General features: G+C 36.8%; 21 protein-coding genes. 14 read left to right on the plus strand and 7 right to left on the minus strand.

Annotation, left to right across the window (positions count from 1 at the left end):
• The first annotated feature begins 2 nt into the window (after positions 1 to 2).
• Positions 3 to 638 (plus strand): 16S rRNA (guanine(527)-N(7))-methyltransferase RsmG, encoded by a 636-nt coding sequence (gene rsmG / locus IPH66_03745; GenBank protein ID MBK7128465.1) that lies wholly within the window; start codon positions 3 to 5, stop codon positions 636 to 638.
• A gap of 360 nt (positions 639 to 998) precedes the next feature.
• Here rsmG and IPH66_03750 read toward each other — a convergent pair whose 3' ends face one another.
• Together IPH66_03750 and lhgO are read right to left on the minus strand one after the other, a co-directional pair.
• Positions 999 to 1,241: a hypothetical protein gene (locus tag IPH66_03750; GenBank protein MBK7128466.1), complete on the minus strand. Its 243-nt coding sequence runs from the start codon at positions 1,239 to 1,241 to the stop codon at positions 999 to 1,001.
• Positions 1,242 to 1,322: 81 nt separating this feature from the next.
• Complete coding sequence (lhgO, locus tag IPH66_03755) at positions 1,323 to 2,552, minus strand: L-2-hydroxyglutarate oxidase (GenBank protein MBK7128467.1); 1,230 nt, start codon at positions 2,550 to 2,552, stop codon at positions 1,323 to 1,325.
• A gap of 96 nt (positions 2,553 to 2,648) precedes the next feature.
• Here lhgO and IPH66_03760 point away from each other — a divergent pair, with 96 nt between their 5' ends.
• From IPH66_03760 to IPH66_03790, 7 genes are all read left to right on the plus strand, one after another.
• A complete protein-coding gene (locus tag IPH66_03760; protein ID MBK7128468.1) occupies positions 2,649 to 3,722 on the plus strand; it encodes an acyltransferase in 1,074 nt (357 codons plus the stop codon).
• Positions 3,723 to 4,272: 550 nt separating this feature from the next.
• Complete coding sequence (locus IPH66_03765) at positions 4,273 to 5,379, plus strand: Fic family protein (protein MBK7128469.1); 1,107 nt, start codon at positions 4,273 to 4,275, stop codon at positions 5,377 to 5,379.
• 251 nt (positions 5,380 to 5,630) lie between these two features.
• Complete coding sequence (locus IPH66_03770; protein ID MBK7128470.1) at positions 5,631 to 6,389, plus strand: phosphatase PAP2 family protein; 759 nt, start codon at positions 5,631 to 5,633, stop codon at positions 6,387 to 6,389.
• A gap of 3 nt (positions 6,390 to 6,392) precedes the next feature.
• Positions 6,393 to 7,166: a C40 family peptidase gene (locus tag IPH66_03775; GenBank protein ID MBK7128471.1), complete on the plus strand. Its 774-nt coding sequence runs from the start codon at positions 6,393 to 6,395 to the stop codon at positions 7,164 to 7,166.
• Complete coding sequence (locus IPH66_03780; protein MBK7128472.1) at positions 7,167 to 7,589, plus strand: hypothetical protein; 423 nt, start codon at positions 7,167 to 7,169, stop codon at positions 7,587 to 7,589.
• Positions 7,590 to 8,121: 532 nt separating this feature from the next.
• Positions 8,122 to 9,855: a M61 family metallopeptidase gene (locus tag IPH66_03785; GenBank protein MBK7128473.1), complete on the plus strand. Its 1,734-nt coding sequence runs from the start codon at positions 8,122 to 8,124 to the stop codon at positions 9,853 to 9,855.
• 96 nt (positions 9,856 to 9,951) lie between these two features.
• Positions 9,952 to 10,269 carry a hypothetical protein gene (locus IPH66_03790; GenBank protein MBK7128474.1) on the plus strand — a complete coding sequence of 106 codons (318 nt, stop codon included), beginning with the start codon at positions 9,952 to 9,954 and terminating at the stop codon, positions 10,267 to 10,269.
• A 79-nt stretch (positions 10,270 to 10,348) separates the two neighbouring features.
• Here IPH66_03790 and pckA read toward each other — a convergent pair whose 3' ends face one another.
• Positions 10,349 to 11,962 (minus strand): phosphoenolpyruvate carboxykinase (ATP), encoded by a 1,614-nt coding sequence (gene pckA / locus IPH66_03795; GenBank protein MBK7128475.1) that lies wholly within the window; start codon positions 11,960 to 11,962, stop codon positions 10,349 to 10,351.
• A gap of 338 nt (positions 11,963 to 12,300) precedes the next feature.
• Between pckA and IPH66_03800 the strand changes: the two genes are divergently transcribed.
• Positions 12,301 to 13,020: a glycoside hydrolase family 25 protein gene (locus tag IPH66_03800; protein ID MBK7128476.1), complete on the plus strand. Its 720-nt coding sequence runs from the start codon at positions 12,301 to 12,303 to the stop codon at positions 13,018 to 13,020.
• Between the two features lie 329 nt (positions 13,021 to 13,349).
• Here the strand turns inward: IPH66_03800 and IPH66_03805 are convergent, their stop codons facing one another.
• The 4 genes from IPH66_03805 to IPH66_03820 form a co-directional block, all read right to left on the minus strand.
• Positions 13,350 to 14,867 carry a redoxin domain-containing protein gene (locus IPH66_03805; protein MBK7128477.1) on the minus strand — a complete coding sequence of 506 codons (1,518 nt, stop codon included), beginning with the start codon at positions 14,865 to 14,867 and terminating at the stop codon, positions 13,350 to 13,352.
• A gap of 171 nt (positions 14,868 to 15,038) precedes the next feature.
• Complete coding sequence (locus IPH66_03810) at positions 15,039 to 16,229, minus strand: hypothetical protein (protein MBK7128478.1); 1,191 nt, start codon at positions 16,227 to 16,229, stop codon at positions 15,039 to 15,041.
• A 2-nt stretch (positions 16,230 to 16,231) separates the two neighbouring features.
• On the minus strand, positions 16,232 to 16,873 hold the full coding sequence (locus IPH66_03815) for an ATP-binding cassette domain-containing protein (protein MBK7128479.1): 642 nt from the start codon (positions 16,871 to 16,873) through the stop codon (positions 16,232 to 16,234).
• 138 nt (positions 16,874 to 17,011) lie between these two features.
• Positions 17,012 to 17,464: a GNAT family N-acetyltransferase gene (locus IPH66_03820; GenBank protein MBK7128480.1), complete on the minus strand. Its 453-nt coding sequence runs from the start codon at positions 17,462 to 17,464 to the stop codon at positions 17,012 to 17,014.
• A 158-nt stretch (positions 17,465 to 17,622) separates the two neighbouring features.
• On the opposite strand from IPH66_03820, the gene IPH66_03825 reads away from it, so the two are divergent.
• The 5 genes from IPH66_03825 (at position 17,623) to prmC (ending at position 22,909) form a co-directional block, all read left to right on the plus strand.
• A complete protein-coding gene (locus IPH66_03825) occupies positions 17,623 to 18,447 on the plus strand; it encodes a T9SS type A sorting domain-containing protein (GenBank protein MBK7128481.1) in 825 nt (274 codons plus the stop codon).
• A gap of 72 nt (positions 18,448 to 18,519) precedes the next feature.
• The gene (locus tag IPH66_03830; protein ID MBK7128482.1) at positions 18,520 to 19,182 is read left to right on the plus strand and encodes an HD domain-containing protein; all 663 of its coding nucleotides are present in this window, start codon (positions 18,520 to 18,522) and stop codon (positions 19,180 to 19,182) included.
• Positions 19,183 to 19,212: 30 nt separating this feature from the next.
• A complete protein-coding gene (locus tag IPH66_03835; GenBank protein MBK7128483.1) occupies positions 19,213 to 19,863 on the plus strand; it encodes a hypothetical protein in 651 nt (216 codons plus the stop codon).
• Positions 19,864 to 19,955: 92 nt separating this feature from the next.
• A complete protein-coding gene (locus tag IPH66_03840; GenBank protein MBK7128484.1) occupies positions 19,956 to 22,034 on the plus strand; it encodes an OmpA family protein in 2,079 nt (692 codons plus the stop codon).
• Positions 22,034 to 22,909 carry a peptide chain release factor N(5)-glutamine methyltransferase gene (gene prmC / locus IPH66_03845; GenBank protein MBK7128485.1) on the plus strand — a complete coding sequence of 292 codons (876 nt, stop codon included), beginning with the start codon at positions 22,034 to 22,036 and terminating at the stop codon, positions 22,907 to 22,909. Before IPH66_03840 ends, prmC begins: the two co-directional genes overlap by 1 nt.
• The last annotated feature ends 26 nt before the right edge of the window (positions 22,910 to 22,935 follow it).

Here is a 22,935-nt window from a genome sequence, read left to right on the forward strand (position 1 = left end):
CTGTGGCCAAGGCCGATTTAATATTCAACTATTTTACACAACTTTCTTCTCACCAGAAAGATCAGTTCAACGCATTGTATGATCTCTATTTTTTTTGGAATAATCAAATCAATGTTGTTAGTCGAAAAGATTTTGAATTCTTTTATGAAAGACATGTCTTACACTCATTAGGCATTGCAAAAATAATTCAGTTTACGCCGGGAACAGATGTGATGGATGTTGGCACCGGTGGTGGGTTTCCGGGTGTGCCGCTGGCCATTCTTTTTCCTGAAGTAAAATTTACTTTGGTTGATTCTATCGGAAAAAAAATTAAAGTAGTGCAGGAGGTTTCAGCAGCGGCAGGAATTAATAATGTAACAGCCATGCATAAACGCGCTGAAGAAGTGAATCAAAAATTTGATTTTGTGGTGAGCCGGGCAGTTACACAAATGAAAGATTTTATTCCCTGGGTACAAAACAAATTCAAATCCAAACAACAAAATGGATATCCCAACGGAATTTTCTATCTCAAAGGCGGTGACCTCACCGAAGAATTATCCGGCATAAAAAATTACATGGAACAAATTGAGCTGAGCGCGTTTTTCAAAGAGCCTTTTTTTGAGACGAAGAAGGTGGTGTACGTGGGGGTTAGGGAATAGGGGTTAGGTTTTAGGGAATAGTTTAAAAAAGTCAAAGATTTTGAAGGTGATGATTTCAGATGTTTTTCTTGCGGATCTTCTTTTTGGGATTTCTGCTGGTATGAAAAACAGCATCTATAAAAATTGCACCATTGGAGACTTCGTATAAGATTATGAATGGGAAATTTTTGAGCGGAAATTGTCTGTGATTTTGTACTTTGGAGTATGCGTCAGGAGATTCAGATATTTTGATAATTGCATTTTCAACTGCAGTAATAAAAACTTCACCAAGTCCGACTTGTTAATTTTCATACCAAATGGTAGCATCCTCAATTTCCAGTTTAGCGATGGGTCCGAAATGAATTTTCCAGCATTGCTTTTTCACCGGCTAGATTTCTTTTTAATTTTTGCCATCGCGCTTTGTTTAACTTCTTCCCGCGAAAAAAAATCTTGTTTACCTGAGAGCCTTTCTTTTCTGCGCTGCTCAAGTATTCTCATGTGTTCAGCATCTAACTCAAATTTTTCATCTTCTTCCGCTCTAACAAAGTCTAAGGTTTTTATAAATTGTAAAAAAGCTTTTACTTTAGGATTTGATGGGTCATCAATATATAAGGTGATACTCATAGTAGGGGTGCACGTAAATAATAGTAAATGTAATGAAATTACTGCTTTAACGCAAGTGAGTCTATCATAGAACAGCCTGTATCAAGATTGTTTCCACCCAAATTTTTCTTCAGCCATTTCGGCTACTTGTTCGCCAATTGCTAGCGAAGCGGTTGCGGCAGGTGATGGTGCATTCAATACGTGAATACTGTCTTCAAGATGTTCAATTCTGAAATCATCCCGCGTGTCGCCATCTGTGCTGAGCAGGAGTGCGCGCACTCCTGATCGGCCGGGTTTGATGTCATCCATCGTGAGTGATGGAATCATAGTTTGCAAAGTTTTGAGGAATAATCTTTTTGAAAATGCGCGGCGATATTCATTTATTCCGAAACGAATATTGCTGAAAAATAATTTCCATGTTCCGCGATAGGTGAGAGCATCCCAAGTGTCTTTCCAACTGAAATCTGTTTTGCCGTATCCTTCGCGTTTAAAAGTGAATACTGCATTGGGTCCACATTCTGTCTCACCATCTGTCATGCGGGTGAAGTGCACGCCAAGAAAAGGAAAATCAGGATTGGGGACCGGGTAAATTAAATTCCGCACTTTGTGTTTTGCTTCATGCGTCAGTTCATAATAATCACCTCTGAAACCAACCACGCGTTCACGCAGTTTAACACCATCAAGTCGCGCAAGACGATCAGCTTGCAAGCCGGCGCAGAAAATCATCTTCTTTGTTTTAAATACTTTTAACTCTGTTACTACTTCGTGATGTCCGTCTTTATCATTAATGGCAATAACTTTTTCGCCTAATTCTATTTTTGATTCAGGATTTGTTTTAACCGCCAATTCTGCCATTTTATTGGTTGCTCCAACAAAATCAATGATGCCGGTGCAAGGCACCCAAATTCCGGCTATACCTTCAACAAATGGTTCAATTTCTTTGATACGTTTTGCATCTATTATTTCAATTCCCTCTGTTCCGTTTGCAATACCATTATCAAAAATTTTGTTCATGAACACCAGTTCACTCTCTTTGGTAGCAACTACAATTTTTCCGCATACATCATGCGCAACACCATGTTCTTTAGCAAAGGCTACTAATTCATGACGACCTTTCACGCAGTTTTTTGCTTTTTGCGAACCCGGTTTATAATAGAGACCGCTGTGAATAACCCCTGAATTGTGGCCTGTTTGATGCGCTGAAAGAGATTTTTCTTTTTCAATTAGCACAATTTTAAGATGCGGATTGCGAATTTGTAATTTGTACATAGTAGCAGCACCGACGATTCCACCGCCGATTATCGCTACATCAAACAGATCTTTATTTTCCAATTTGATTAAATTTGATACAAAACTAAGCAAAGTTCAAATTTGTCTGCAGAAATATCCCATAAAAAGCCATTGTTCTATTTTCAAAATTTGGATGCATTGCGGTTTATAGCCGCTTTTGCTGTATTTGTCTTTCATTATTTCAGAGATATCAAATCATTCTATCCCGGAATTGAAGAGAACCTACTTTTCAAGACAGCATTGATATTTGCAGATAAAGGTGGTTTGGGCGTGAATTTCTTTTTTGTGCTTTCAGGATTTCTGATCACGTACCTCATTCTTCATGAAAAACATCACACCGGATCTTTTAATCTCTATCATTTTTTGGTGAGACGAACGTTGCGCATCTGGCCCTTGTATTTTATCATTGTTTTAATCGGATTCGTGTTTTTTCCAATCATGTTTAATTCATACTCAACATTACATGATCCCGTAATGTATCTTTTTTTTCTTGCAAATTTTGATGAAATTAAAAACGGTTTACACGACTCAGTGAATTTTCTCACAGCGCCATGGTCTGTTGCGGTTGAAGAACAATTTTATCTGGTTTGGAGTTTTATGCTGTTGATTTTTATGCGAATCAAAGGCTTTAAAACTAGTTATCTTATCATCTTGTTATATATAGTTTCTTTTTGGTTCCGGTGGGAATTCCGTGACGATGAACGTGTGCTTTATTACCATACGCTTTCTGTTTGTCAGGACATTTTAATGGGCGCGTTATTTGGAATAGCGTTATACAAAAACAAACCATGGATTCAGCAAATAGCCAATATGCATCGGTGGAAAATTGTGTTGATTTATATTCTTGGTTTAGGCGTTTGTGTTTTTAAGAATAAAATTTTCACCGGTGATATAGTTGTTTTTGAACGATTTTTTTTGTCGCTTTTTTTTGGTTTTGTTATTGCTGAGCAGACATTGGGAAAACACTCATTTTTTAAAGTTGGAAAAATTTCATGGATGACCAATCTGGGAAAAATGTCTTATGGTTTTTACATGTATCATTTGGTTGTGATGTACGTTTTGTGCAGATTGGTGGCGGCTTTTTTGCCCACCGGGTATTATCTGATACCGCTATATTTTGCTGCATCACTGCTTGTCACGCTGCTGATTTCGTATCTCAGTTTCCGGTGGATAGAAACTCCTTTTCTGAAATTGAAAAGCAGGTTTGGGTAATGGACGGCATGAAAATAATCTGATTCAACCCTACTTGCTTGACATCTTTTTGGATACAGAACAAGACTAGGAAGTGTGCCAATTGCGTGATGAATAAAAAAAATAAATTTCCCCAATTGTGGCTTTAGTGACAGCGTAACACGAATCCCAAAAGTTCCATGACATTAAATTGGGTATAATAAAATGAACTGCTCAATTTAATGTCAATCACCCGACCCAAAAATTAATTGAAACATAAACCAACTTCACAGCAAGTTTTTTAAATCTTGCAATCAAAAAAATTGGCCGTACACTAAAAGAAAATCCTTTGTAATGAACCTATTTCGAATGTAGATTGAATCTATTTTGGTGAGCTGCATGTAACGTTTTATGTTATGCGCTAGAAACATTAGTTAAGATTCAATTCTAAATCTTATGGAACTTAAGCGCCAGGTGAAAAAGCAACAAACAAAGCACCGAGGATTTCAATTATTGCGGTGAAAAAGCACGACAAACGCCGCATATTTGCGGTAAATAATTTGTATATTTGCCGCATCATCAGGTAAAAAATATGGCCAAATACATTTACGAATATAAAAATTGGACTGACTTTTTTTGGAACGATAAAGCCATCAATGCCTTATTTGGCGAGGTGAAACTAATACAAGGAAAAATCATAGGGCAAATGAATACTTTGGGTTTTTCGGCCAAAGAAGAAGCTACGCTGACTGCCCTTACCTTCGACGTGGTAAAATCAAGTGAAATAGAAGGCGAGTTGCTTAACTACGATCAAGTGCGTTCATCCATTGCAAGACGCTTAGGGATTAACACAGCTGGGCTTGTTCCAAGCAATCGTCACATAGAAGGTATTGTTGAAATGATGTTAGATGCTACTCAACGCTATACTTTGCCTTTAACAGCCAAACGTCTGTTTGGTTGGCATGCTGCACTTTTTCCAACAGGTTATAGCGGACCTTACCCAATAGAAGTAGGTAAATATCGAACAGGTGAAATGCATATAGTTTCAGGTGCAATGGGAAAAGAAAAAATACACTTTGTAGCAGTAAAAGCCAAATCAGTGAAACTTGAGATGGATAAGTTTTTAGTTTGGTTCAACCATGATGACCAACTTGATCCCGTAATAAAAGCGGCGATTGCTCACTTTTGGTTTATTATTATTCATCCCTTTGATGACGGCAACGGGCGAATTGGGCGAGCTATAACCGATATGTTGCTTGCTCGTGCCGAACATAGTGGTGAACGTTTTTACAGTATGTCAAGCCAAATTTTAATAGAACGCAAACTCTACTACAACGTATTGCAAAAAGTACAACACCATTCAGGTGACATTACCCAATGGCTTGAATGGTTTTTGCTCTGCCTTAAAAATGCAATGCTTGCAACGGAAAATACCACTCAACGCATCTTACGAAAAGCTGAATTTTGGAAACTTCACGAAAACATACCAATCAACCAACGCCAACGCACCATTTTAAATATGTTGTTTGATGGGTTTGAAGGAAAATTACAATCGTCAAAATGGGCTAAAATCACAAAAGTTTCTTCAGACACCGCATTACGTGACATAAAAGATCTGATAAAAAAAGGCGTCTTGCAAGAAACTGGAGAAGGAGGAAGAAATGTCAACTATGAACTTACAAACTTTGAACTGAAGTAACCAAAGCCTATAACATATAATTCCCAGTTTGTTGTATAAAAAGATTTGGTGTAAACATTCGTTTCGCTCATCTTCCAATGGATGTCGAGAGTCAGGGTCGTGATGAATAAAAAAAAACAAATAACCCTAAGCGTGACTTGCGCGACAGCGTTCCACGAAGTACCACAAGATTAATTTGAGAAAAAAATCACCTATATTCGAACATGGGGATTACCCACATAAAAAAATCCAAAATCTCCGTACATTTAGTCATGCAAAAACGAGTTGTTGTTGTCATTGGTTTGGCATCTTTACTTTTTTTGAACTGCAATACCTATGCTGGTTCAGATAGTTTATTGAGTACGAAAGAATCGGGAGATCAACGTGGACATTATTTTGATGTTTCCTGGGCTCCGGTTGGTTTGAGTCTGCTGAGTGTTAGCCTCATGTTGGATTCTTCAAAATACGGGTTGCAAAAATTAATACGCGATCCGTTTAACGGATTTCATACTGAGCTGGAAGATTACACACAATATGCTCCAATAGTTATGATGTACACGGCAGATTTGTTTAAGGTACCGGCAAAAAATTCGGTTTGGAACCAGACAAAATATCTTGTGTTTTCAGAAATTGGTACCTCAGCAATTGTGCATCTGTTAAAAAACACATTGAAGGTGCAACGTCCAAACAGCTGGAGTTTAAATTCTTATCCTTCCGGTCATACATCTCAGGCATTTGTGGCAAGTCAGGTATTGTTTAATGAGTATAGAGAGACAGCCCCTGTACTTGCTTATAGTGGTTTTGCGTTTTCAATTTCAACGGGTATGTTGCGCATTGTAAATAACCGCCATTGGTTGCCTGATGTGCTACTGGGGGCGGGCATTGCCATGTTGGTTACCAATACCATTTATTATTTTGAACCGCTCAAAAAATGGAATCCTTTTAAAAATAAAAAGAGAAAAACGGAGCTGGGATTTATTCCTTCTCTGCGTGATGATTATATTGGTGCTTACTTATCCATAAAATTTTAAACTATGCTGACAGTTGGAGATTTTGGAATTTGCAATGTATCTGTTGCACCTGTTAGAGCTTCTGCTTCTGATGCCGCTGAAATGGTTACACAGCTATTGTTTGGTGATTACGTGAAAATCATTGAAAAGGGAGAACCCTGGATCAAAATCCGTTTTGAACGGGATGACTATGAAGGATACATGGATTTTAAACAACTCACCTATATTGATAGGCAATTATACGACGCAGGTACAGCAGTGCGTCATAAAGTTTTGTTTGAACCTATTCTTGAATTAGAAGGTCCGCGGGGAATTCAGAATATCATGATGGGTTCTGATTTGCCGTTTTATAAAGATGGAAAAGTACGTTTAGGGCATGAGTTGTATACGGTGCTTGCACCTGTTGACATGCAGTTTAAAGCTGATATTCTTGAAACTGCTGAAATCTATTTGAACTCACCTTATCTATGGGGAGGAAAATCCATTTTTGGAATTGATTGTTCAGGTCTGGTGCAATTAGTTTTTAAAGTATGCGGTGCTGATTTACCGCGCGATGCATCTAAGCAAGTGCATACAGGCTCAACGGTGCGTTTTGATCAAAGGCAAAGCGGTGATTTGGCTTTTTTTATAAATGATGCCGGTAGAGTTCATCATGTGGGTATCGTTGCAAGTCCTCATGAAATAATTCACGCTGCCGGCCGTGTGCGCAAAGATCGTTTGGATGAAGAGGGAATTTTTAATTTTGATTTAGAAAAAAAAACACATACATTGCACGTTATTAAGAGGATAAGTTTGTAAATGACCATTTCAGAAAATAATAAAACCAGTCAAAAAATTTATCGTGGTGAACATTTCACCATGATACTTCACAGCATTGGAATTATTGAGTTGATTTGGACAGAAACGGTTCATGAAGTGACTCTGAAAATCATGGAAGATGTAGCCAACAAAGTAGGTGAATTAGGTGAAGGTAAACGGATGCCTGTGTTTGTTGCAACCAAACCATTTATGTCTCTTACTGACGAAGCCAGAAAATTTGTTGCATCAGATGAAGGACAGCGATATACCATGGCAAACGCAACCTTAGTTGACAATTTAGGCAAACGGATATTGTACAACTTTTTTATCAAGTTTACAAAAATGCCTACACCCATCAAGGCTTTCAAAACCCGTGAAGACGCCTTTGAATGGCTTGAACAATTCATTGAACCGCGCACATAATTTACCAAATGGCTAACATTTGATATTTAATTTCGGAGCCACAAACCATTCCCTTCAATTTTTTAACGGTTCACTCAACCAAAACTTCACTTTACACTTTGTTACTTTTTTGTGACCATTGTATTTATAAATTTACAACAAGGGTTTTACACTATACAGTGGTTCTTTTCATACACTGTGATATGAGTCCCGGTTTTGAGTGATATTTTCTTTTCATAGGGTTTAAATTGGTTAACAGGTACAACGGTACCATCTTCACTCAAAACCGGGGCAACTCGTATCTTACTTAAAAACAATTTAAGGGTTACTACAACCAGAACATTTGACAGTCATCATGATTGGATATGTTCTGGTTTTTTTTATGTCATCGCAAGTTGCGACTTGCGCCGACGTGTAGAATTCAAATTACACACCGTTTTATTCCTTCAAATTACTGTTGCCTAATCTGGGCTTATAACATACTGCTTCCCTCGTTCCTCTCATGTTGATTCTAACTATATTTGTCATCATTCAATGAAAAATAGTATCCGGCATGAAATACACGTTGACTTATTCAAAACCAAATGCGCAGTATATACCTATTACCGCAATAGTGAATACAAAAGGAAAAAAACAGATTGAACTTTGTCTTTCAGCATGGCGGCCGGGTAGATATGAACTTGGGAATTTTGCTAAAAATATCCATGGTTTTTCTGTTTTTAATGACAAAGGGAAGAAATTGAAATTTGAGAAAACTTCAAAAGATGTTTGGTTGATTGAAAACGTTAAAACATCTTTCATTGAGGTGCGATACTCATACTTTGCAGCTGAATTGAATGCAGGTTCTACCTTTATGAATGATCAGCAATTATATGTGAATCCTGTAAATTGTTTGGTGTATGTGAAAGATCAACTCAATGATCCCTGTGAACTGCACGTGAAAATTCCGGCTGATTTTAAACTGGCATGCGGAGCGCTACACAAGAAAAATATTATACGCACTGAAAATTTTCATGAGTTAGCTGATTCACCTTTTATTGCCGGAGCATCACTTCAGCATCATAAATACAAAACAAAAGATGTACTTGTTCATCTCTGGTTTCAAGGTGAATGTAAACCTGAGTGGGACAAAATTCTCCCTGATTTTATAAAATTCACGAATTCTCAAATTGAAAAATTTGGCAAATTTCCGGTTCCTGAATATCATTTTCTTTTTCAAATTTTACCTTATCCAAATTATCACGGAGTTGAACATCTCAATAGTACAGTGCTGGCTTTGGGTCCGGGGTATGAGTTGATGAAAGAAGGGTATGATGATTTACTTGGGGTGTGTTCTCACGAATTATATCATGCATGGAATATTAAATCAATCAGACCGGTTGAAATGTTCCCGTATGATTATTCAAAAGAAAATTATTCACGCTTAGGTTATGTATGTGAAGGGGTAACCACATACATGGGTGATTTGTTTTTAGCTGAGTCAGGTGTACGAAAATTCAGTTGGTATAAAACAGAACTTGAAAAACTTTTGCAAAGACATTTTGATAATTTCGGACGCTTCAACTATTCCGTTGCTGAATCAAGTTTTGATACCTGGTTAGATGGTTATGTGTCGGGTGCGCCCAATCGTAAAACCAGTATCTACAATGAAGGAGCCCTGCTGGCTTTTGTTGTTGATATGAAAATTCGCAAAGCAAGTGCTAATAAAAATTCATTGCATGATGTGATGCAAGAATTATATCAAAAGTTTGCGCTGAAAAGAAAAGGATATTCAGAAGAAGATTATAAAAAGCTGCTTGAAAAATACGCCAATGAAAAGTTAGATGATTTGTTTGATCATTTTATACATGGGGTACACTCTTTTGAAACTATATTGGTTCCGGCTTTTGAAACTGTAGGCTTGTCTATAAAAATGATTCCTAATCCGTCTCATGCGCAAGCAATTTTAGGCGTCAAAACTTTGGTTGTGGGAGATAAAACTGTGGTGAAACAAATCTATCCCGGAAGTACGGCGGATTTAGGGAAAATTCAAATGGAAGATGAAATTGTGGCGGTGAATGGTTATCGTGTGAATGCTAATCTTGATAAATGGGTAGAGTATTTTAAAGACTCCCAAATTGAACTAACCGTGAGCCGTGCGGGAAGAATTTTACAACTACTTTGTCCGCATACAAACAAGAGTTATTTTCCGGTGTATCAATTGAGCTTTTCCAAAGCACCATCTAATCTTGAAAAGAGAATTTTTAAAAAATGGTGTGGAGAAGAATGGGGTAAAACAGTGCAATAGTTTTGTGTAATTTATTACAAAGCGTCTTGGCAAATTTGAATAACAATCATTTCAATAAGCAAGAGTAGAGTCTTTAAAAATGTAAGAAGATATTGAATGAAGAAAATTATTTTATACCTGTTGGCAGTATTTTTATTCTCGTGTGAAACGGCACAAGATTATCTTAACCAACCTCAAAAGGGAGATATCTACCTCTTTGAATCTGATGGCTATTATTTTCCGGTCATGGCAGATATTGTTTTGGGCGATACGGTTTCGTGCGTGAATTCAAAATTCGTTTTTACCACAACCATGCCTAACGAAGATGATATGCCGGTTGAAGATTTTGATTTTTCTTTTCATCTTCTGTATACAAAATCAGAATTACAACGGCTGCATAAAGAGGGTAAAATTTCAGAGATAATCAGACCGTAAAAAAAAACCGGAACTGTTTCCAGCACCGGTTTCATTTCTTATTCAGATAGCGCTTGTTGCGCTTACACTTTTTATTTAATTATGCTGTTGCTTTTGCTTTAGGTGCAGCTGCAAGAATTTCTTCAGTGGCACCGCTGGCATATTGCTCAAAATTTTTCACGAATTCAGCAGCAAGTTTGTTTGCCTTATCATCATACGATGCTTTATCTGACCATGTGTTGCGTGGATTTAAAATTTCAGCAGGAATTCCTTCACACTCATTTGGCATAGCAACTCCAAAAACGTCATGATTAGTAAAAGAAACTTTGTCTAATTTACCTTCTAACGCTGCGGTAATCATGGCACGCGTCAATTTTAATTTGATACGCTCACCAACTCCGTAAGGGCCGCCTGTCCAGCCTGTGTTAACAAGCCATACATTTACATTGCTTTCTTTCATTTTTTTACCAAGCATTTCAGCATATTTAGCCGGGTGAAGAGGTAAGAAAGCTGCGCCAAAGCATGCAGAGAAAGTAGATTGTGGTTCTTTAATTCCCATTTCTGTTCCGGCAACTTTTGCAGTATAACCTGACATAAAATGGTACATCGCTTGCCCGGCGTTTAATTTAGAAATTGGAGGTAAAATACCGGTTGCATCAGCAGTTAAAAAGAAAATATTTTTTGGTACACCTCCGGTAGAAGGAACCATGATATTGTCAACGTAATGAATTGGATAGGATACACGCGTATTTTCAGTGATTGAACCATCTGCGTAATCAGGAGTTGAGGTTCCATTTACAAAGCCAATATTTTCAAGGATTGCACCAAATTTAATAGCATCATAAATTTGAGGTTCTTTTTCACGGCTGAGGTCAATAGTTTTTGCATAACAACCACCTTCAAAATTGAAAACACCTTCAGGAGACCAACCATGTTCATCATCACCAATTAAACGACGATTAGGATCTGAAGAAAGTGTTGTTTTTCCTGTTCCTGATAATCCAAAAAATACTGCAGTGTCTCCATTTTTTCCAACGTTCGCAGAACAATGCATAGAAAGCACGTTGCGCTCATGAGGTAAAATGTAATTTAAAATGGTAAACACACCTTTTTTAATTTCACCGGTATAGCCTGTTCCACCAATGAGAATCATTTTTTTAGTGAAATTGATTACAGCAAAATTATGTTGACGTGTTCCATCAATAGCTGGATCAGCCATGAATCCCGGAGCACATACGATATGCCAATCAGGTTTAAAATTTTGTAATTCTTCGTCAGTTGGTCTGAGGAACATGTTATACGCAAACATGTTTGACCAAGGTGTTTCAGTAACTACACGTATATTTAATTTGTAAGTTGGATCAGCGCAAGCATAGGCGTCACGTGCATAAATATCACGATTAGTCAAATAAGCTTTCATGCGATCAAAAAGTTTATCAAATTTTTCAGGATCAAATTTGATATTGATTTTCCCCCACCAAACTGAGTTTTCAGTATTAGCATCGCAAACACAGAATTTATCTTGCGGAGAACGGCCGGTGAACTCGCCGGTTTCAATTGCAATGGCTCCGGTATCTGTTAGTACACCTTGTCCGTTTACAATAATGTCTTCAACCAATTCTGCCGGTGACAGGTTCCAGAATACACTGCCTGTATTTTTCAGTCCGATTGATTCTAATGATGCGTTTTCAGCTTTTATACCATAATCATTCATAAAAATAATTTTCTATCCCGCAGCCGCGGGTTGTTTAGTAATACAAATTTAATGTTTTTTAATCCCTCAACCGGTTTGGTTGCCTTGAGTTTTGAACCGAGATATTAACCTGAATACAACAATACTGTTTAAGAATCAACAGATAATTTTCTCTCGGATGTGATGATTCTGTCGGATTTTCAAGGTTATACGTGAATGTTAGCACGAATAATTCGCTGTTTATTTCATCTTTTAAGTCATCAGTAAGTGTCAGGCTGTTGGGATTTTTTTATGGAATGATGATCTCTTCATTAAATTTGAAAAGAAACATCAATTATGTTTTCATCTGAAAAATGTCCTTGGGTAAATTAGTATACGGTATTGTTATTCTCTCAATTTTGTCACTTTTTGCTTGGTTGATGTTGCAACAGCGTGCTGAAAAGTCTTTCATCTATCCTGATTTTGGAGTGCCTGTTCCTGAAAATTTTACGCTGCTAGGTATTGATGTTTCGCATTATCAAGGTGAAATTAATTGGACTCAAGTTTCTCAAATGTCCTACGCACAAGACAGTATTAGTTTTGCGTACATCAAAGTGAGTGAAGGATTAACGGTAACAGATGATTTGTATGAAAAAAATTGTGATGGCGCTGAGGCGAATCAAATAAAATTTGGTCTGTATCATTTTTTTAGATTTGAAAACTCTGCCCGTGAACAAGCTTTGCGTTTTGCTTCATATTGTCTTGAAGTGAATGATTCACTGCTACCGGTTGTTGATGTGGAAATTCATCAGAAAAAAAAATCTGCACTGGTTGATTCTGTGAGATTATTTTTAGATGTGGTAGAACAAAAAACAAAACGCCGTCCGATGATTTATACCAGTGAAAAGTTTTTTCAAGATTATTTTGAAAAATCTCTTTTGATGCATGAAAAATTCTGGATTGCCAATTTTAACAGAGAGTGCAATGTGCTTGAATTGCCGAATGTTTTAGTGTGGCAATTTTCTGAAAGTGCAACCGTGAACGGAATTGGGCATCCTGTTGATATGAACGTTGCAAAACCTGAATTTTACAATCAATAGAACAGAAAAAAATTGAGGCAAAAAAAAAGAAGCGAATGTCGCCGATTTTAGAGCTTATTCATTTAACCCAAAACTTATGAAAAAGTAAGATCTACTAAAATCAGTCTTGATGACATTCGCTTCAGTACTTTATTTTTGATAGCGTAAAAACCAAGCTTGTTAAGACAAATTTACGACAATAATTTTAATTTCCAAATTTTTTTGCAAAAAAGATTGTTAGCGATTAAAAGCGTTTATAAACGAATAATCCAATTCAATCTTTATCAGATTGTTCTGAATATTTCAACGGTTGTAAAAGTTGATGTTTTTTCTAAAACGATTCATGAAAATTAATGAATATCAGCATCATCTTCTTCATCAGGGAAAAGTTTCACATCATCTTTATGTCCGGTAATATCATCCATGATAATTTCAAGTTGAGTAATACCTATTTGTTTGAATTTAATTTTTTTGTCTTTGTCCAATACAAATATTTTTGGAGTTGAATATACATCATACGTGTCACTGTAATTCAAACTTTCAAGCGTTGTTTTTTGTAACAATGGACGCGGATCTTTCATGGCTTCGTTGTAGACGTTTTTTGTTAAGCCCACATTAATAAATTTGAGATTGTGTTCAACAATGAATTTTTTCCAATCTTCAAAGTCATCTCCGGTGGCTTTAGCTACCGCAAAAATTTCAATATTACGCTCCTTGAATTTTTTCTCATAGAGCGTCTGAAGTTTTGGTGTAGATTTTTTACAATGCCCGCAGTTTGGATCCCAGAAATAAAGAACGGTATAATCAGCTTCAACCTTGTATAAATTAATCCAATTCTGTTCAGTGGTGTCTGTAAGAATTAACATAGGGGCAAAATTTCCTATGAGTGTGCGACTCACTTTTTGAACGCGGTCACATAATTTGTCCAAGTTTTCTTTACTCATCCAATATGCGTAGTTATTAGGCGGACAATAATAATTAGTACCTAAATACCAGAATACGCGGTCCATTCCCATAATTTGCATCGTTTCATATTTATAGGTAATGTGGTGAAGAGTGTACTGAAACATTTTGTTTGATTGATCTGTTTTGTCCATTTGATCAAGCATCCAAACTGAGTATTTTATTATGGTATCAGGTATTTGCAGAATTCCGTCTTTGCTGAAAAACTTCTCTAGTTTATTATGAAAGATTGGCGTATTCACCAGGCGTGCATCTTTGAAGTCAACACCGTCCCAGTAGTGAGCAATGTAGTAATTGTATACATAATTTGAGTCTGTAATCACTCCGTTTTCATCTTTTGGCGGTTCAGGTAATTGAATATCCATAGACATTTTGATCAGTACGGCAATAAACTTTCCTTCATTCTCTTTTACCAGTTTTTGCTGATAAGCATAGACCTCATCATTCAGTTTTTTACTTTCTTCACGTATGCGTTCACGTTCAGGCGAGTCAGCGGGCGCTGCTTCATATTGTTTCGTCAGTTCGTTCATTTTTTTCTTGTGTTCTGTCATGAAAAAAATGTATTGGTAGAAAACCTGATTGTTTGCTGATTTATTCACTTTCATATTCCCGGTCAGATCATTGATATCTGTGGTGTACATATCAACCACTTCTTTATCATGAATAAATTCAAAATAACGGGTACCGGGTAGAACTACAGCATACATACCGGGTGCGTGTTTATCTCCATTGAAAGTAATTACGCCATTCTTACTTATTGTGGTATCTGCATAATACAATTTAGGTCCAAAGTATTTTGCCAGAAAAACGGTGGTGTCATTCAGGCCTTCTACTTTAAATTTTAATGTCTGAGCTCCGGCGCTTAGCGTAAAGAGGGTAATGAGTGCGAAGATTATTTTTTTCATAGGTATTTGGTTTTATCATTGAGCCATGTGATGATCTGATTATAAGCTGTTCATTTTTTTAGATATATCTGGCGATTGTAAAATTATATAAATGGTTTTTAGTTTAGTACTGGTAAGACGTGATTGAATTGCAGCGGATGTTTGTTTAACAATATTTTAACTTTTTTCTGTTTACTCCTTGCCAAGTCTGAAAATGGTTTGCCGCACACTCAAAAAATTTGCTCCAACAAATACCACAAAGCATATTAAGGCAAGCATCACAGCAGGTATTGTACTGAATTGAGCAAGATGAATGCCATTTTCTTCAAGCAGTGATTGAATCACAAAAATATTTATTACAAACATCAATATAATGGCTAGTATACAAACTACTCCAAAGGCTATCAAAACTTGCATGACAAAGGTTTTAACCAATGTTCTTACTGAGTATCCCAATCTAATGAGTGTTTTGATTTCCCATGAAACTTTTGCCAGCATGAGTTGGGCGTATTGAATAAAACCAAGCAATGATAATAACAGAATGAGTAACGATGCAATACCAAAAATACCCACAACAACCGTGACAATGGTTTTTATTTTTACCATATCAATAGCACCCTGACTGATGTCAAGATTCATTTCTTCAGTGAGTGCTTCCAGCTCACCATAACTGTCATCTTCAATAGTGATAAAAACACGATTAGGGCTTATTTGATTGCCGCTTCCGTAAATAGTGTTTGCGTAATCAAGAAATGATTCAGGCACCAAAATGGAACTGATTTTTTGTGAAAATCCAACAACACGCCCCATCATGGTATGGGTTTTTCCATTGCCTTGTAAATGAATTGAGAGTCGGGCTGCCATCAATAGTTCTTCTGAAATCTGATTCATACCTTGACTTTGAGCAAAGCCATAATTAAGCAACATGATAAAATCTCTTGGCAAAACAATGGGAATATATTCTGCACTTTGGTTCCAACTCCAATCTACTTTAACATCCATAAACCTGTCAGGTATGGATTGAAAAAACATATCAGAATAAAATGAAGGTAAACCATCGCCGGGAACCTCTGATACACCTACTTTGAAGTCTGCTGATTTGAATGGAGCAAGGTCTTTTATAAATGATTTGTTCCGCAATTTTTCCAGATCTTCACTGGTAAAATCAGTGTTATTCATTCCAATGCTGGTAAATTTGGTCACCTTTTTTTGAATGACGATAGAGTTTGGGCCAAACAATTCAGCTTCTGTATTGTGATATTTTCTGACATCTAGTATTAATTGAAAACTGAGTAATAGTGCCGTAAGCCCTACCAAAGCGCCGGTTGCAGCCATGATGAACTGAAAATTGATGCTATTTCTAAACAATAATTTCCGCAGCATGATTATAAAATTAATTCCAGATCTGGTTCAATTCCGTATTTATTCCCCAGGGTTGTCATCAACAATCCGCCTTTATTTTCATTTGTTACCTCAAGTATCAATTGCAAGGCATGTTGAGTATTCTTATCATCTAAGTGACTGAACGGCTCATCCATAATTAATAAATCAAACGGTTGTAATAAAGCACGTATAATAGCAACCCGCTGTTGTTGACCAAGAGAAAGTGTGCGGCAGGTCTGATTTTTTTTATCTCCCAAACCTAATTTTTCCATCATGCTTTCAATTTTGTTTTGGGTAAAATGATTGGTCAAGGTATTTTTTAATAAAAGATTTTCCAGCGCAGTGAGATCACCAAAAAGTTGCAAATCTTGAAAAATCACACTCAGTTTATTTTGTCTCAATGAAATCCAATCATGGAGAGAAAAAGAGCGAATATTTTTGCCGTCAAACAATACATCACCGGTGTAATCATGTCGCACTCCGTATACAATACCGGCAAAGGTAGTTTTGCCCTTTCCACTATGTGCGTTTAAGAATATCGTTGAAGGAAAATCAAGTGTAAATTTATTCATCCATACACTCTCAGCTGCATGAGGATATCCTTGCAAAGGAACAGGAACAACATGGTTGAATTCAATGGTCATGAATATTTTTTGAGGTTAACACGCTTTATTCTATATCAAAATTGTGCCAAATAAATTGAACAACGTTCATTTGATGTAACTTATTCTCTTCATTAACCCATAAAATTAGAGTTTAAAAAAGAGTGTACCATTCAAGAATTATTTCTGTGGCACATAAATCATTTCACTATGTGGTATTCCATCTTCAAGATATTCGTTCCCTGTTTTAATAAAACCATATTTTGCGTAGAAATTGCAAAGATGACTTTGTGCTGAAATTCTAACCGGAGGATTACCGAATTGGTTTGCAATGAATGTCATTGCGTATTCCATCATGCGGTGACCAAGCTTTTCATTTCGGTGATCAGGATGACTTGTTACCCTGCCAATGCAGGCTTCAGCATAAATAGTGCCGGGAGAAAAAATACGCAAGGTGCCGGTTATCTTACCTGAATCATTGCGCACAATCAGATGATAAGCCTTTTTGTCTTTACCATCCAACTCAAGGTAGGGGCAATTTTGCTCAACTACAAAAACAGCAATGCGCAAAGCAATGAGGTCGTGAAAGTCATCTAGAGATAGATCAACGTAATGCCGTACAGTGATTTTCATAATGTCAAAGTTAATAGATTGCCCCTGGCTTTGAGGGTAAAAAGATCAAATCACACTGCTTAGTGAATAACTTTCAATAAAAGGATTCTTTATAACCTTGCGTAAGAGATTAAAAAATCTTTAAATTTGGGGTATTAATCAATTTACTTAATTAGCGTATGAAAAAATTTTACTTAGTAGCCGCTTTTGCGGGAATCACGATGGGCGCAACTGCTCAAATCAGTGATGGTAGCTTTGAAGCCGGTGCCGGTGGTGGTGACTGGACAGAACAATCAGACAATTTTGGAACTCCTTTGTGTGACGCAGGTTGCGGTACATGCGGTGGCCCTTGCGTTGCAAACACAGGTGCATGGTATGCTTGGTTTGGTGGTGCCGGTGGTGCTGTTGAAACTGGTTATATTGAGCAATCTTGTACTATTCCTAATGGTGCAACCGGTGCTTTGAGAATGTTTGTTAAAATGCCTGAGCCTGGTCCTGGTATTGCTGCTGATAAATTAGTAGTTAAAATTGACGGAACAACTGTAGGTACAATTACAGCGCTTGACAGTGCCGCTTATAAAGATCAATATGCTCTTTTTGAAATTGCTATTGACAGCTATACTGATGGTGCTTCTCATACAATCCGTATTGAAGGTTATCAATCAACTACTGCTACTGTAAACATTCTTGTAGATGACGTGGTATTGTTTATCAATGGTGCTACTACAGGTTTGTTTGAATTTGAAACAGGAGAGAATGAAGTAATCATCTTCCCTAATCCTGCTTCAGAATCAATCAACTTGCAATTCCGCAATATTGAAGGTGATGTTAACGTAGCAATTTATGATTTAGCAGGTAACATGGTTTCAAACGAAACTGTTTACGCAGCGTATGCAAAATCATACAAATTTGAGACTGCTAACCTTGAAAACGGAACTTACCTTGTAACTGTTTCTCAAAACGGATCAGTCGTAAGAAGTGAGAATATCGTGATCAGCAAATAATCTGATTTTATAAAGTAATCAAACCGCGTTCTTGATTGGACGCGGTTTTTTTTTGAATGCCTGAATGATACTATGAAAACAATATCAGATCAAACTTTGGTCATCAATCAACTGATACTTTTTTTGAAAGAGAAATTCTCTGCTGAACCCACCGGTCACGATTGGTTTCATCTTGAACGGGTATGGAAAAACGCAAAGCATATTGCCCAAACTGAAGGTGGAAACTTATTCGTGATTGAATTGGCTGCTTTGCTGCATGATATTGCAGATCATAAATTTGTTGAAAATGCAGATCAAGAAGCAGACAATAGAATTCAGGAAATTCTCACCACACTTAAGGTTTCGCAAGAAATTATTGATCAGGTAAAAGAAATTGTTAGAACATGCTCTTTTAAGGGGGGATTGAAAAATGAGATGAAATTATTAGAAGGGTTGATAGTGCAAGACGCAGACAGGTTAGATGCTATTGGAGCAATTGGCATAGCGCGCACCTTTGCCTTTGGCGGAAAATTTAATCGTGAATTATATAATCCGGATATTAAACCGGTGAAATTTAAATCGGCTGAAGAATACCGCAACAGTAGATCACACACGATTAATCATTTTTATGAAAAACTTCTCTTATTAAAAGATGGAATGAATACCTCAACCGGTAAAAAAATGGCTGAACAACGCCATGTCTTCATGGAAAATTTTCTCACCCAATTCTATCATGAGTGGAATGGAGAATTATAGTACTTACTTTTGATTATCAAATTACTTCTCATGATGCATAGAATAAATAAAATATCGGCCAACATAATTAACCTGAAGGTAATTTTATGTTTATGTTTTTTCCTGCAAACGGCGCTTGAAATGAGAGCTCAAGATGGGTTTTCAATGGGAGCAAATGTGGCAACTAGTTTTCAGTTAAACTCTCATCGGCAAAAGCAAACCGGTATTTGGTCATCAGAAAGTGGATATGGATTTGCATTTGGCGTGCCCCTGAGGTTTGGTTATGCTGATGAACGCGCATTTGTAACCGGACTGGATTATGAGTACATTTCCTTTGATAATTGGGTAAACGGAAGTTTGATAAATAGTACCAGATTTCATGCCGTTCATCTCCCGGCTACTTTTCAATTTAATTTGATTTCATCACTTTATGCAACAGCCGGAGCCGGGGTGAATTATCTTTTCAGATCCCGTTATTTTGCACCAGGCAGCAATATCAGCATCAGTAGTACTGTGCAGCCCTTTCAGCCTTACCTCTCACTTGGTGTGGCTTCTATTGCAGAAAGAGGGAACGGAATTTTTGAATTATCTGTGGCAACAAGATTTCATTTTCTTGATTTGAGAAATAAAAACTATATCAATTTTGATGCGGTGTCAAGCAGGCTTATTTCATTTGATCTCGGTATGAAATTCTATTTTTAGCAGGTAAATAAATTTGTAACTTATTTATCTTTTTACAGTATAACGGGTTGGAATGAATATTGTATTCTAAACCTTAACCTAATTTATTGATCATGATGTTCTCTTATTTACGCATTTCGGTTTTTCCGTTTCTATTCTTTACAGTTGTTTCTGGTTTTGCACAAGAAGAAGAAAACGAAGCTTGTTATGAACCTGATAAAAAAACCATGAAGGTGCTTTCACAGCTTGAAAGTGAAAAGGCAACCCTGAATGAAAAAAGACAATTTTTAACCACAGCGGTTGAAATGGCTCCGGGTAATGCCTACGTGTATTATGAGTTTGCAACCTTCAATTTCAATCATGCACTCACCGTTCAGGAAGCCTATGAAGGCGGGCGAGCCAATTACAATCAACTCAAAGTTGCGTATGAAGGTGCTTTGAAAATGTATAAAGAAGTAGTGATGTATTGTCCTGAATTTTCTGCAGACGTTTATTATAAAATGGGATACATCTATTATTTTCTGAATGATAAAGGTGAGGCCTCAAAAAACTTTAAACTATTTCTTGAATTTAAAAGTGATGACCGTTCACGTTATGGAGAAAATTACGCTACCCAAAAAGCAGAGATTGAAGAAATTTTACCTGAGATAGAATTTTATGACAAGTTCTATTCTGATCTCAAACCCTTCAAACCAACCATGGTTCCAAACGTGAGTTCTAAAAAGCATGAATATCTTCCTATGCTGTCTCCTGATAGTGAATTGATTTTTTATACCCGCAAAGGAGCTGAAGAGGAGCGAGGCGTAATGGAAGCAGTTGTTGAAGAATTTACCGTGAGTTTGCGCGCAGATTTATTAGCAGATTTTAATACCGGTGACAAAATGAAAAAACCTTTCAACCTTCCGGTATATGCTAATTATGGGGGAGTTTCACTATCTCTTGACAATAAAGAAATGTTTATTTGTGCTTGTCAGTATGTAGATTATCAAGACCACGCCAACTGTGATATTTATGTAACACGTTTTGAACGTAGCGGTGAAGGAGGAAATGATTTTACATGGACTCCGTTAGAAAATTTGGGACCAACCATCAATACAAAAGATGGATGGGAAGCGCAACCTACTTTATCTGCAGATGGAAATACACTCTACTTTGCGTCATGGAGAGATGGCTCACAACAAACAGATATTTACTACTCAACACGTGGCGCCGATGGAAAATGGACACAAGCAAAACCTGTTCCAGGCAACATCAATTCTGCCGGACATGATAAAGCACCTTTCTTGCATCAGGATAGTGAGACATTATATTTTGTCTCTGACTGCTCAAGTGATCGTTTAGGTGCCGGTGGTTCTGACATTTTTTATACGCGCAAAAATGCAGACGGTACTTGGCAAGATCCTGTTAATATTGGTTATCCAATCAATTCTGAAGCTAATGAAGTTGGCTTGGTCGTTTCATATGATGGTCACGTAGCGTATTATACTTTCTTCAATGTGAACACCAATAGTTATGACATTTTCTATTTTGATTTGTATGAAGAGGCACAACCAAAAGAAGTAAAAATTTATAAAGGAGTTGTAAAAAATCAGCAAGGGGAACCTGTAGAAGATGCAACAGTTGAAGTGTCATACAAAGAAACAGGTGAGAGTGTTGAATTTAAAGTGAACGGAGATGACGGAACATTCACTGCCGTTGTGATGGCAGAAGAAGAACAAGATGTCATGATCACGCTTAAAAAAGAAGGATATTCGTTTGACACAAAATTAGTACAGGCTGAACAAGTGGCTGATACTGTCACAACAACTGTTAAAGGCATTGATATGGAAATTGATGTGATAGAAGTTGGAAAAGCATTCACTATTGATGATATTTTATATGAAACTGATTCGTACGTTTTGTCTGACGATTCAAAATTTATTCTTGATCAATTTGTGAAATTTCTGAATGAAAACCCAACGGTTACTGTAACAATTCAGGGACATACAGATGATGTTGGTGACAATGCTCGCAATAAAACGCTCAGTGAAAATCGTGCAAAGGGTGTTATGGAATATTTGATTTCAAAAGGTATTTCTGCCAGCCGTCTCAAATCTGAAGGCTTCGGTGAAACACGCCCGAAATTGCCAAATACCAACGCACAAAACAGAGCAAAAAATCGTAGAACAGACTTTTTAATTACCGGCATGTAATGTTTGTTCAGTCTAATCTGCTGAGGGATTTATTGCCTTACTTTATCAGAAAATTAAAGGCAGTTTATTCTGAAAGTGAAGCTGAAAATATTTTCATGCTTTATGTTCATCATCGCTATAAGCTGAACAGATATCAGATTTCAGCGAGTGAAGTAAGGTTAACCGAATCAGAATTATTGGATGCTCGTGATGTAGTTAATCGCTTGCAACAACATGAACCTATTCAGTATATTTTAGGTGAAACAGAATTTTTTGGATTGAAATTTTTTGTTGATTCCAATGTTTTGATTCCTCGCCCTGAAACGGAAGAACTAACGGATATCATTATACATGAAAATAAACAAGCTCAAAAAATACGTGTGCTTGATATTGCTACCGGATCAGGTTGTATTGCAGTTTCATTAAGTGCATCTTTGGCGCAAGCTGATGTTGATGCTGTAGATATTTCTATCCAAGCTTTACAAATTGCGGAAAAAAACAATGAACTCAATAAAACAAGGGTGAATTTTTTTCAGTTAGATATTTTGCAACCAGCAGTTGATTTTTTTGGAAATAAAAAATATGATGTTCTCGTTTCAAATCCGCCTTATGTGTTAAGATCAGAAGCAAGTGAGATGGAAAAACATGTACTCAATTTTGAACCGCATTTGGCTCTTTTTGTTGAAGATGATGATCCATTAATCTTTTACAGAAGAATACTAGAAATAGGAAAAAAAATTCTCAACGCGGACGGAAAAATATATTTTGAAATTAATCCGCAATATGCGCAATCAATCGTTGATGTGGCTTTGAAAATGCAATACACAACAGCCGTTACGCGCAAAGATATTTCACAAAAAAATCGGTTTGTGGTTGTGAGTGGAAACATGAGTTGATACCCAAATCTGATACCGATACCCGT

The sequence above is a fragment of the Crocinitomicaceae bacterium genome, from assembly GCA_016708105.1.
Classification (GTDB): Bacteria; Bacteroidota; Bacteroidia; order Flavobacteriales_D; family Crocinitomicaceae; genus JADJGJ01.